The sequence below is a fragment of the uncultured Caulobacter sp. genome (assembly GCF_937900395.1).
In the GTDB taxonomy this organism is placed as follows: Bacteria; Pseudomonadota; Alphaproteobacteria; order Caulobacterales; family Caulobacteraceae; genus Caulobacter.
The window spans coordinates 1-11,746 of the sequence record NZ_CALCDX010000158.1; the positions used below are offsets into that span (position 1 = coordinate 1).

The window sequence follows — 11,746 nt, forward strand, 5'->3', positions numbered from 1 at the left end:
TTGAGCTTGCCGGGGTGGGCCTTGGCGTAGGCAATCAGTTCGCCCACGGTCTTGACCGGCAGGCTGTTGGTGACCAGCAGCACGCTGGGTGCGTCGGCCACATGGGCCACCGGCGTGAAGTCCTTGCGCGGGTCGAACGCCATCTTCTTGTAGATGTGGGGATTGAGCGCATTGGTCGAAATGGCACCCATGCCCACGGTGTAGCCATCAGGGGCCGACTTGGCCACCGCATCCATGCCGATGTTGCCGCCAGCCCCCCCGCGGTTGTCGATGATCACCGGCTGCCCCAGGGTCTGGGCCATGCGCGCACCCACCGTGCGCGCCACCAGATCGGTGGTGCCACCAGCGGCATAGGGCACGATGAATCGGATGGGTCTTGCCGGAAAGGCCTCTTGCGCCATCAGCGGGGCAGCCCCCACGAGACCCCACACCGCGGCAGAGGCCGCTCGCAGAAGGGCGCGACGAGGAAAAAGGGATCGCAACGACAAGGGTTGCAGGGAGGTGGGCATCGATCGGTCTCCGGTCAGTTTTGATAGGCCAAGGCCATGAAGTGCATTTGTGCGTCGCATCATGGCCTTCCACGGGCATTTTTGCCCGGATGCCTGATTGGCGCACCAAACCACGCGAGAGGGCTCGCCCAGTACCAGGGCTTGCCTCACCGGATCGACCTCAGTGGGGTCTGCAACCCAGCGCCAGGTTCGCGCCAAGCTCGCACGCTCGGCGCGCGCCTGCTCGAGCACCTTCTCGATCTGCCGGACCTGGGCCTCGTGATCCACGCCGAGCTGCCGATCAACAAGGCCACCCTGCTGCACCGCTCGGGCCGCACCGGCCGCGCGGGCAAGAAGGGCGTCAGCGCCCTGGTCGTGCCCTACACCCGCCGTCGCAAGGCCGAGCAGCTGCTGTACGCGGCCGGCGTCGACGCCGAATGGGGCGGCGCGCCCAGCGCGGACTCGATCCGCGAGAAGGACCAGGAGCGCCTGCTCGAGGATCCGATCTTCGCCGAGGTTTCGACCGAGGAGGACATCGCCCTGGCCGAGGCCATGCTGGCCAAGCGCACGCCGGTCGAGATCGCCGCCGCCCTGATCCGCACGCGTCGCGCCAAGCTGCCGTCGCCGGAAGATATCTATGACGATCCGCGCCATGGCGCCGATCCGGGTCCGCGCCTGGCGGGCGAGCGTCCGCTCCGCGAACCGCGCGTCGACATGGAAGGCTCGGAGTGGTTCCGGATCAGCGTCGGCCGTCGCGGCAACGCCGACCCGAAGTGGCTGATCCCGATGATCTGCCGCCTGGGCCACATCACCAAGAAGGACATCGGCGCGATCCGGATCTTCGACTACGACACCAAGTTCGAGATCTCGGCCGAGGCGGCGACCAAGTTCGGCGCGGCCGTGCAGTCGACCGTGCGCGAGGACGTCTCGATCACCCCGACCACGGCGCCCGCGCCGCGTGGCGAGCGCCCCCCGCGTCCGCCCCGCGAGGACGGCGACCGCCCGCAGCGCCGCGAGTTCAAGCCGCGCGAGCCGCGTGGCGAAGGCGACGAGCGCCCGCAGCGTCCGCCGTTCAAGAAGCGCTTCGAGGACGGCGATCGTCCGCAACGGGAGTTCACGCCGCGTCCGCCGCGTGAAGATCGCCCCTACTCGCCGACCGAGCAGGCCGATCGTCCCAAGCGCGCCTTCAAGCCGCGCCACGACGAGCGTCCGCAGGACGACCGCCCGCGGGGAGACTTCAAGCCGCGCGCGCCGCGCACGGAAGGCGACGCGCCCAAGAAGCCGTTCAAGAAGCGCTTCGAGGACAACGCCGCCGGTCCGAAGCCCTATGCCAAGCCCTACGCCGGCAAGCGCGACGGCGATGGCCCCTCCAAGCCGTTCAAGGGTCCCAAGCCCTTCAAGGCCAAGAGCTTCGACGCCAAGCCTGGCGGCAAGCCGGCGGGCAAGCCGTTCAAGAAGAAGTAGTTAGCTATCGGGCTCTCCTCCCCCTCCGGGGGAGGTGGCCCAGAGGGCCGGAGGGGGCAGCTCGGCTAAGGCCGAGTAGCCCCCTCAGTCGCTTCGCGACAGCTCCCCCAGCGGGGGGAGCAGATTCACGCGACCTGCCCGGCGCTCCAGCCCGACGCCCAGGCCCACTGGAAGTTATAACCGCCCAGCCAGCCGGTGACGTCGACGACTTCGCCGATGAAATAGAGACCTGGCGCGGCCTTGGCCTCCAGGGTCCGCGAATCCAGATCGTCGGTGTCGACCCCGCCCAGCGTCACTTCGGCCGTTCGATAGCCTTCCGAGCCCACCGGCTTGAAGGTCCAGGCGTTCACCGCGCTGGCCAGCCGGCCCAGCACCTTGTCCGAACAGTCGGCGATATTGCCCTTATCCGCCGCCTCTTCCTCGGCGGCGACCTGAGCCACGCGCTTAGGCAGCAGGGTCGACAACACGGTCGCCACCGCCTGGCGCGGCGTGGCGGTCCGAGCGGTCTTCAGCGCCGCCAGGGCGTCGACGCCCGGCGCCATGTCGACCCGGATCTCGTCGCCTTCGCGCCAGTAGGACGAGATCTGCAGGATCGAGGGGCCCGACAGCCCACGGTGGGTGAACAGCATGCCTTCGCGGAACTTGGTCTTGCCGTGGGCGACCACGGCGTCCAGCGCCACGCCCGACAGCGGCGCCAGTCGCGCCAGCATGGCCGGCTCGAAGGTCAGCGGAACCAGGGCCGGGCGCGTCTCGACGATCCCCAGCCCGAACTGCTTGGCGATATCATAGCCCAGGCCCGTCGCGCCCATCTTCGGGATCGACTTGCCGCCGGAGGCCACGACCAGCGACTGGCAGCGAACCTGGCCCGAGGACAGCCCGACCTCGAACCCACCCTCGACCTTGGTTACGCCCTGGACGCTGGTCTCCAGCCGCAGAACGACGCCTGCGGCCTTCATTTCGGCGAGCAGCATGTCGATGATCTGCTTGGCCGAGCCGTCACAGAAGAGCTGGCCCAGGGTCTTTTCGTGATAGGCGATCCCGTATCGCTCGACCAAGGCGATGAAATCCTTGGGGCGATAGCGACGAAGGGCCGACAGGGCGAACTTCGGGTTCGCCGACAGGAAATTGTGGATCGACGCGCCGGTGTTGGTGAAGTTGCAGCGTCCGCCGCCGCTGATACGGATCTTCTCGCCCGGCGCCTTGGCGTGATCAACGACCAGCACCGAGCGGCCGCGCTTGCCCGCCTCGATGGCGCACATCATGCCGGCCGCGCCCGCGCCGATCACCAGGACGTCGAAGTTTTCCAAGGTTCGCCCGCTGCTTGCTCGCGCCTCTTCGAGCCGACGTCCGGTCCGGTGTCAACCGGCCGCCCTTGACGCGGCGGCGTGAGGCGTTACGACGCTCGCCCCGCCTCTCCCCAGGACCTCGAGCTCCCATGACGGCCGCCACCGCGCCGACGATCGGCGTCGACTTCGGCACCACCAACACCGTCGTCTCGATGACGCACGGCGACGACCACGCGCGCCTCGTCCGCTTCGCGATCGACAACCGCGAGCTCTTCGCCTTCCGCTCGGCGCTCAGCTTCCACAGCGTGGCTGGCGAGCGTATCGTCGAGGCCGGCCCGTGGGCGATCGAGGCCTACCTGGAAGAGCCGCTGGAGACCCGCTTCATCCAGTCGTTCAAGACCTTCGCCGCCTCGGCCGCCTTCACCGAGACGCGGATCCTGGACAAGCGTTACCAGTTCGAGGACCTGCTGGCGGCGTTCCTGCTGCGGCTGCGCGAGCACGCTGGCGCCCAGATGGACGACCTGCCGCCGCGCATCATCGTCGGCCGTCCCGTGACCTTCGCCGGCAGCTCGCCGAACGAGGCCCTGGCCCTGACGCGCTACGAGGCGGCGTTCCAGCGATTGGGCTTCACCGACATCCGCTACGCCTATGAGCCGGTCGGCGCGGCCTTCTTCTTCGCGCGGCAGCTGAAGCAAGACGCCACGGTGCTGGTGGCCGACTTCGGCGGCGGCACCTCGGACTTCTCGCTGGTGCGGTTCGAGCGCGCGGCGGACGGGACTCTGCGCTCGACGCCGCTGTCGCGCTCGGGCGTGGGCCTCGCCGGCGACGCCTTCGACTACCGGATCATCGACCAGCTGGTCTCGCCGGAGCTGGGCAAGGGTTCGGACTACCGCTCGTTCTCGAACAGACTGCCGATCCCCCAGCGCTACTACGCCGCCTTCGCGCGCTGGGACCAGCTGGCGCTGCTGCGCGCCTCCAAGGACATGCGCGACATCCGCGCCCTGGAGCGCACAGCGGTAGAGCCCGACAAGATCGCCGCCCTGATCGAGGTGCTGGATGGCAATCACGGCTACGCCCTCTACCGCTCGGTGTCGGCGCTGAAGGAAGCCCTGTCGAGCTGCGACGAGGCCACTTTCCACTTCGAGGCCGGCTCGGTGCGCATTGAAAAGCGCGTGGCGAGGACCGAGTTCGAAAGCTGGATCGCCCCCGAGCTGACGGCGATCGAGACCGCCGTGGCCGAGGCGCTGGATCGCGCGGGTCTGGCCGAAACCGGCGTCGACCGCGTCTTCCTGACGGGCGGCAGCTCGTTCGTGCCGGCGGTCCGCGAGATCTTCCTGCGCCGCTTTGGGGCCGACAAGATCGAAACCGGCGGCGAATTCGAGTCCATCGCCTCGGGCCTGGCCCTGATCGGTCGCGAAGCCGACCTCGACCTGTGGACCATGCGCGCCGGCTAAAGGTAACCAGCGGATTCAACTCGATCCTTAGAAGAGTTTTATCCTGCCCCCACAACAATAACGGTAGGCAGAGCGCATCGCGACCGCACCTCATGGTCGCATGGCTGAGTTGTGCGCCTTGGCCTAGACTTGGCGCGAACGATTCGCGCCAGCGTATTTTTGGGGCAACGAGTCCATGCCGATTTCGTACCTCTCCGCCGCACAGATCTCCGCCCTGTCGGCGACGACCGTGCAGAGCCTGTCGACCACCAAGCTCGAGACGCTCACCACCACCCAGGTCGGCGCCCTGACCAACACGGCCTTGGCGGGGCTGAGCGCCAGCCAGGTTTCGGCCCTGTCCAACACGGCGGTCAAGGGCCTCACGGCGACCCAGATCCCGGCCTTCGCGCAGAACCTGATCTTCGACGCCGAGCAACTGGCGTCGTTCAGCGGCGCCCAGCTGAACGCCCTGACCTCGACCCAGCTGGCCAAGCTGGACACCAGCCGACTGGACGTGCTCAGCGCCACCCAGATCGGCGGGCTGAACGCCACCCAGTTCACCGCGCTGGACGCCACCCAGATCGGCTCGCTGGAAACGACCCAGCTGAAGCTTCTGACCGCCTCGCAAATCGGCGCGATGAGCGTCACCGACGTGGCCGAAATCTCCGCCACGCAGTTGCAGGCGCTGTCGGCCGCTCAGGTCTCGGCGCTGTCGTCCACCGCGATCTCGGCGCTAGACACTACCCAGTTGGACGCGCTGAGCGTCACCCAGCTCAAGGGCCTGACGGCGACGCAGGTTGGCGGGCTGAGCACCGCTCAACTCAACTATCTCGACACCGATATCGCCCTTTTCTCCGCTTCGCAGCTGAAGGGGCTTACCAGCACCCAGGCCTCGGCGCTGTCCGACACCCAGGTCGCTGCCTTCACCGCCACCCAGGTGGCCGGCCTCAGCGCGAGCGCCTTTGGCGGCCTTTCGTCGACCCAGGTGGCCGCTCTGGGCGCCACCTACATCTCGGCCCTCACCACCACCCAGCTTAGCGGCCTCAGCACCACGGATTTCGCCGAGCTGACCCCGACCCAGGTCTCGGGCTTCACCGCGACCCAAATCGCGGCCTTGTCGGCCAGTAACATCAGCGCCCTGACCGCCACGCAGGTCGGCGCCCTGACCTCAACCCAGCTGGCGGGGCTGACATCGACCCAGATCGCCGGCATGAGCGCGACCGATTTCGCGGAACTGTCCAGCACCCAGTTCAGGAGCTTCACGTCAACACAGATCGGCGGGCTGTCGTCCGCGAACGTCAGCGGTCTCGACGCGACGGCGGTCCAGGCGCTCTCGAACACGCAGGTCGCCGGACTGACCGCGACCCAGTTCGCCGGACTCACCACGACCGATATCGGCGAGTTCGCTGCGACCCAGATCGGCGCCTTCTCGGCGACCCAGGTGTCCGCGTTGTCGGTGACGAACCTGGCGGCGCTGTCGCAAACCCAGATGGCGTCCATCGGGACGACGGCCCTGAAGGGGCTCTCGGCCTACCAGATGCGCAGCCTGTCCTCGACCGCCTTCGCGCAACTGACGGGCACGCAGGTTCAAGGCCTGTCGGCCAGCCAGATCGGATCGCTGTCGACCACGGTGATCGCCGGCCTCTCCACGACCCAGATCGGCTATCTGCTGCCGTCACAGATCCCGGGCCTGACGATCAATCAGCTGGACTGGCTGTCGACCACCAATCTCGCGGCCATGACGCCGCTTCAGGTCGCCGCGTTCACCCCGGCTCAAGTCGAGAGCCTCTAGCGCCCGGAGGCGCCCAGGGTCTTGGCGAGATAGGCCGCAAGCACCTCGACCCGCGCCGGCCGAGGCCCGCCCGGCGGCATGACCAGATGCAGCGCGATCGGCGCGCCCTGCCACTCCGTCAGCACCTCTTCCAGGCGGCCATCGGCCACCGCCGGCCCGACGATGAAGTCCGGCAGCAACGCCACGCCCGAGCCCGCCAGCAGCGCCGGCAGCAGGACGTCGCCGTTGTTAGCGCGGATCACCGACCGCGGCCGCACCGAGGCCTCTTCGCCGCCCTTCTGGAAGCGCCAGGTCTCCGGCGCGGACTGGTGGCCATAGGTCAGGCCGCGATGCTGGGCCAGGTCGGCCGGATGGTGCGGACGACCGTGCTTGTCCCAATAGGCGGGCGAGGCCACGAGGTGACGCTTCACCGCCCTTAGGCGCCGGGCCACCAGCGAGCTGTCCGGCAGGGCCGCCACGCGCAGCGCCAGGTCGAAGCCCATGCCCACCAGATCGATGGTGGCGTCCGAAAGGTGCAGATCGATCGAGACCTCCGGATAGGCTTCGAAGAACGGGGGCAGCACGGGCCCCAGGGTGGTGATGCCCAGGGACATCGGCACGGCCATCCGGACCAGCCCACGCGGCGCCGAGGACTGGTGCGAGGCCTCCTCTTCGGCCGCCTGGGCCTCGGCCAGGACCCGCGTGGCGCGCTCGACCAGGGACTGGCCGGCGTCGGTCAGGGCCAGGCGGCGCGAGGTGCGGTTGAACAGGCGCGAGCCCAGCCGGGTCTCCAGCCGCGTCACCGCCTTGGACACCGTCGCCTTGGACATGGCCAGTTCGTCGGCGGCGGCGGCGAACGAGCGCAGCTCCACCACCTTGGCGAATACGGCGAGGCCTTCGAGATCGGGGAGCTTGGACATGGCGATAGCTTAGTTTTGGAAACCATGTGTTTCAACAGTTTCCATTTCGGATCCCGCCAGATCCCCTATCTTCTCCTCAACACGACGCGCCGGAGCGGCGCTTCTAAGAGACTGAAAGGGTTAGAGCCATGATCGACCGCAGACCGTTCGAAAAGCTTGGCGGCGCCGACCACGGTTGGCTGAAGGCCAAGCACCACTTCTCGTTCGCCAGCTACTACGACCCCCGCAACATGAACTGGGGCAGCTTGCGGGTCTGGAACGACGACGAAATCGCCCCCAACACCGGCTTCCCGCCGCACCCGCACAGCGACATGGAAATCATCACCTATGTCCGCGACGGCGCGATCACCCACCAGGACAGCCTGGGCAACAAGGGCCGCACCGTGGCCGGCGACGTCCAGGTGATGAGCGCTGGCACGGGCATCCGGCACTCGGAGTACAACCTTGAGCCGGAAACGACCCGGATCTTCCAGATCTGGATCCAGCCCAAGAACTTCGGCGCCGCGCCGTCGTGGGGCGCCAAGCCGTTCCCGAAGGGCGACCGTTCGGGCAAGTTCGTCACCCTGGCCTCGGGCTTCGCCGATGACGCCGACGCCCTGCCGATCCGCACCGACGCCCGCGTACTGGGCGCGACGCTGAAGGCGGGCGAGAGCACCACCTACGCCCTGGGCAAGGACCGTAGCGGCTATCTCGTTCCGGCCGTCGGGTCGGTCGAGGTCAACGGCGTCAAGCTGAACGCCCGCGACGGCGCCGGCATCAAGGACGAGGACGTCATCACCGTCACCGCCCTGGAAGACGCCGAGCTCGTGCTCGTCGACGCCGCCCAGGACTAATTTTCTTCAAGAACCGGACGCGGGGAAACCTTAGCCTCGCGTCCGACCTTCTCCCCTTCAACGCACGCAAAGGAGCCGTCATGGCCAAGGTTCTCGTTCTCTACTACTCGTCGTACGGCCACATCGAGACGATGGCCAAGGCCGTCGCCGAAGGCGCTCGCGAAGCCGGCGCCCAGGTCGACATCAAGCGCGTCCCGGAAACCGCGCCGCTGGAAGTCGCCCAACGCGCCCACTTCAAGCTCGACCAGGAAGCCCCGGTCGCCACGGTCGAGGACCTGGCCAACTACGACGCCGTCATCGTCGGCACGGGCACCCGCTTTGGCCGCATGAGCTCGCAGCTGGCGGCCTTCCTCGACCAGGCCGGCGGCCTGTGGGCCCGCGGCGCCCTGCACGGCAAGGTCGGCGGCGCCTTCACCTCGACGGCGACCCAGCATGGCGGCCAGGAAACGACCCTGTTCTCGATCATCACCAACCTGCTGCACTTCGGCATGGTGATCGTGGGCATGGACTACGGCCATGCCGGCCAGATGACCCTGGATGAAGTCACCGGCGGCAGCCCCTACGGCGCCACCACCATCGCCGGCGGCGACGGCTCGCGTCAGCCCAGCGAGAACGAACTGATGGGCGCCCGCTACCAAGGCCGTAAGGTCGCCGAGACCGCCATCAAGCTGCACGGCTAATCCCTCCCCCTAGCCGTCAGTCGCCGTCCGCGTCCCCTCCCCCCAAGGCGGACGGCCTAACAGCCGCCCCGAGGCTCCTCCCGCCTCGGGGCGGTTTTGCGTTTGGGATAGAGCGCCCCCTCCGTCACGATGCGTATCCGCATCGCGCCACCTCCCCCGCACGCTTCGCTACGGGTGAGGAGGATACGACATGGCCCTCCTCACCCGTGAAACGGGGGAGGTGGCGCGGCGCCGCTAGGCGACGTGACGGAGGGGGCGCAAGGCCGACTTCTCAGCCCTTCGGCCGAACCACGGCCACCAGCCAGCCGCCGCCCCAGGGCGTGTTGATCACCGCCTCGTCCAGCACCTCGCCCATGGCCTTCAGGCGATGCCACAGGCGCAACGGCTTCAGCGCCAGCCACATGGTCAGGCCGACGGCGCCGTCGGGCTTCAGGTTCGGGGCGTAGTGGGCGACCAGGGCCTCGACCTCGCCCAGATGCTCGATGCATTCGGAGAAGACCACGACGTCGAACGTCTCGTCGGTCTGGAACGTCCGGCCGTCGCCCAGCACCATCTTGACCTCGCCGATGGCGATCTCGGGCGCCAGGCGCAGTTCGCCGCGCTCGACGGCGGGCCTGGAGAAGTCGACGCCGACATAGCGGGCCGGGCGGTGCGCGCGCAGGGCCTCGAAGAACACCCCCTCGCCAGCGCCGATTTCCAGCACGCGCGGATTGGGCCAGCGATCGGCGATCATGGCGGCCAGCAGGCGATGGTGATGACGCTGCTCGGAGCGGTTCAGCCGGTCGTAGATCCCGGCCTGGTACTCGGCGTCCCATTTCTCGACGGGCGCGGCCACGATCGGCTTGTGGCGCTTGCGCATGAAGAGCTCGCCTAGAGCCGGATTGTCCAGCGACAGCAGCTCCGTGAACCGGCGCCAGCGCAGATAGGCCATGACTTCCCCCCGAGGTCTGGCTCCCGGATAGGCAAAGGGCCCCGGACTGTCCAGTCCGAGGCCCTCCAACCGGGTTCAGGCTTGAAGCGAGCGCCTAGCGCTTGTTCGCCAGCGCCGCCTGGGCGGCCGCCAGGCGGGCGATCGGCACGCGGTAGGGCGAGCACGACACATAGTCGAGGCCGACCTTTTCGCAGAAGCCGATCGAGGCCGGGTCGCCGCCATGCTCGCCGCAGATGCCGAGCTTGACGTCCGGGCGAGCCGCGCGGCCGCGCTCGGCGGCGATGCGGATCAGGTCGCCGACGCCGTCCTGGTCGAGGCTGACGAACGGGTCCTTCTCGAAGATGCCCTTGTCGATATAGGCGCCCAGGAACTTGCCGGCGTCGTCGCGGCTGATGCCGAACGTCGTCTGGGTCAGGTCGTTGGTGCCGAAGCTGAAGAACTCGGCGTTGGCCGCCAGGTCGCCGGCGCGCAGGGCCGCGCGGGGCAGCTCGATCATCGTGCCGACGGTGTACTTCAGGTCCACGCCCTGCTCTTCCAGCACCGCCTTGGCGACGCGGTCGGTCAGGTCGCGCAGGTACTTCATCTCCTCGCCCTTGGCGACCAGCGGGTGCATGATCTCGGGGACCGGAGCGGCCTTGCCCGACTTGGCGATCTCGCAGGCGGCCTCGAGGATAGCGCGGACCTGCATCTCGTAGATCTCGGGATACGAGACGCCCAGGCGGCAGCCGCGGTGGCCCAGCATGGGGTTGGTCTCGTGCAGCTCCTTGGCCCGGCGCATCAGCTTGGCGGCGTCGAGGCCGGTGGCCTCGGCCACGGCTTGGACGTCTTCCTCGGTGTGCGGCAGGAACTCGTGCAGCGGCGGATCCAGCAGGCGGATCGTGACCGGCAGGCCTTCCATGATCGTGAAGAGCTCGACGAAGTCGGCCTTCTGGAACGGCGCGATCTTGGCCAGAGCGGCGCGGCGGCCCTTCTCGTCGTCGGCCAGGATCATCTCGCGCACGGCGGCGATCCGGGTGTCGTCGAAGAACATGTGCTCGGTGCGGCACAGGCCGATGCCTTCCGCGCCGAACTGGCGGGCGGTCTTGGCGTCCAGCGGCGTCTCGGCGTTGGCCCGCACCTTCAGGCGGCGGACCTCGTCGGCCCAGCCCATCAGGGTGGCGAAGTCGCCGGTCAGCTCGGGCTCGATCATCTTGGGCGCGCCGGCCAGGATTTCCCCGGTCGAGCCGTCGATGGTGATGATCTCGCCGGCCTTGAAATCGCGGCCACGGACGCGGAACAGGCCTTCCTTCTCGAAGATGGCGACGTCGCCGGCGCCCGAGACGCAGGCCCGGCCCATGCCGCGCGCCACGACGGCCGCGTGGCTGGTCATGCCGCCGCGCGCCGTGATGATGCCGCGGGCGGCGTGCATGCCGTGGATGTCCTCGGGCGAGGTTTCCTCGCGCACCAGGATCACGGCTTCGCCATTGGCGGCGGCCTTCTCGGCGGCGTCGCTGTCGAAGACGATCTTGCCGGTCGCCGCGCCGGGCGAGGCCGGCAGGCCGACGGCGATCACGTCGCGGTGGGCGGTCGGGTCGATGGTCGGGTGCAGCAGCTGGTCCAGCGAGGCCGGCTCGACGCGGCCAACAGCTTCTTCCTTCGAGATCACGCCCTCGGCCGCCATGTCGACCGCCACCTTCAGCGCGGCCTTGGCCGTGCGCTTACCGTTGCGGGTCTGCAGCATGTAGAGCTTGCCCTGCTCCACCGTGAACTCGATGTCCTGCATGTCGCGGTAGTGGCGCTCCAGCGTCTCGACCACGGTCTTGAACTGGCCGAACACCTCGGGCATCGCCTCTTCCATCGAGGGGGCGGTGTCGCCCATCTCCTCGCGGGCGGCCTTGGTCAGCGACTGCGGCGTGCGGATGCCGGCCACCACGTCCTCGCCCTGGGCGTTGATCAGGAAT

9 protein-coding genes and 1 pseudogene are annotated in these 11,746 nt (G+C 68.4%); 5 read left to right on the forward strand and 5 right to left on the reverse strand.

Annotated features, from left to right (window positions below; translation table 11 throughout):
• The coding region (locus Q0379_RS13495; protein WP_299009573.1) for a tripartite tricarboxylate transporter substrate-binding protein at window positions 1-401 on the reverse strand (401 nt) is incomplete at its 3' end.
• 342 nt (window positions 402-743) lie between these two features.
• Here Q0379_RS13495 and Q0379_RS13500 point away from each other — a divergent pair.
• Window positions 744-1,952, forward strand: a pseudogene (locus tag Q0379_RS13500) (DbpA RNA binding domain-containing protein); the annotation flags it as partial.
• Between the two features lie 125 nt (window positions 1,953-2,077).
• Here Q0379_RS13500 and Q0379_RS13505 read toward each other — a convergent pair.
• Window positions 2,078-3,259, reverse strand: coding sequence for an NAD(P)/FAD-dependent oxidoreductase (locus Q0379_RS13505; RefSeq protein WP_299009577.1), 1,182 nt, complete (start codon window positions 3,257-3,259; stop codon window positions 2,078-2,080).
• Window positions 3,260-3,387: 128 nt separating this feature from the next.
• Here Q0379_RS13505 and Q0379_RS13510 point away from each other — a divergent pair, with 128 nt between their 5' ends.
• Together Q0379_RS13510 and Q0379_RS13515 are read left to right on the forward strand one after the other, a co-directional pair.
• A complete protein-coding gene (locus Q0379_RS13510; RefSeq protein WP_299009582.1) occupies window positions 3,388-4,692 on the forward strand; it encodes an Hsp70 family protein in 1,305 nt (434 codons plus the stop codon).
• A 175-nt stretch (window positions 4,693-4,867) separates the two neighbouring features.
• Window positions 4,868-6,463, forward strand: coding sequence for an ice nucleation protein (locus tag Q0379_RS13515; RefSeq protein ID WP_299009585.1), 1,596 nt, complete (start codon window positions 4,868-4,870; stop codon window positions 6,461-6,463).
• On the opposite strand, the gene Q0379_RS13520 is transcribed toward Q0379_RS13515, so the two are convergent.
• Window positions 6,460-7,362 carry a LysR family transcriptional regulator gene (locus Q0379_RS13520; RefSeq protein WP_299009588.1) on the reverse strand — a complete coding sequence of 301 codons (903 nt, stop codon included), beginning with the start codon at window positions 7,360-7,362 and terminating at the stop codon, window positions 6,460-6,462. The two genes, Q0379_RS13515 and Q0379_RS13520, sit on opposite strands and share 4 nt — an antisense overlap.
• Window positions 7,363-7,490: 128 nt before the next feature.
• Here Q0379_RS13520 and Q0379_RS13525 point away from each other — a divergent pair, with 128 nt between their 5' ends.
• Both Q0379_RS13525 and wrbA read left to right on the forward strand, forming a co-directional pair.
• A complete protein-coding gene (locus tag Q0379_RS13525) occupies window positions 7,491-8,195 on the forward strand; it encodes a pirin family protein (protein WP_299009591.1) in 705 nt (234 codons plus the stop codon).
• 80 nt (window positions 8,196-8,275) lie between these two features.
• Window positions 8,276-8,875 (forward strand): NAD(P)H:quinone oxidoreductase, encoded by a 600-nt coding sequence (gene wrbA, locus Q0379_RS13530; RefSeq protein WP_013079080.1) that lies wholly within the window; start codon window positions 8,276-8,278, stop codon window positions 8,873-8,875.
• A gap of 271 nt (window positions 8,876-9,146) precedes the next feature.
• On the opposite strand, the gene Q0379_RS13535 is transcribed toward wrbA, so the two are convergent.
• Both Q0379_RS13535 and ppdK read right to left on the reverse strand, forming a co-directional pair.
• Window positions 9,147-9,806, reverse strand: coding sequence for a class I SAM-dependent methyltransferase (locus tag Q0379_RS13535; protein WP_299009597.1), 660 nt, complete (start codon window positions 9,804-9,806; stop codon window positions 9,147-9,149).
• 94 nt (window positions 9,807-9,900) lie between these two features.
• Window positions 9,901-11,746 (reverse strand): pyruvate, phosphate dikinase (gene ppdK, locus Q0379_RS13540; RefSeq protein WP_299009599.1); only part of this gene is annotated, 1,846 nt, incomplete at its 5' end.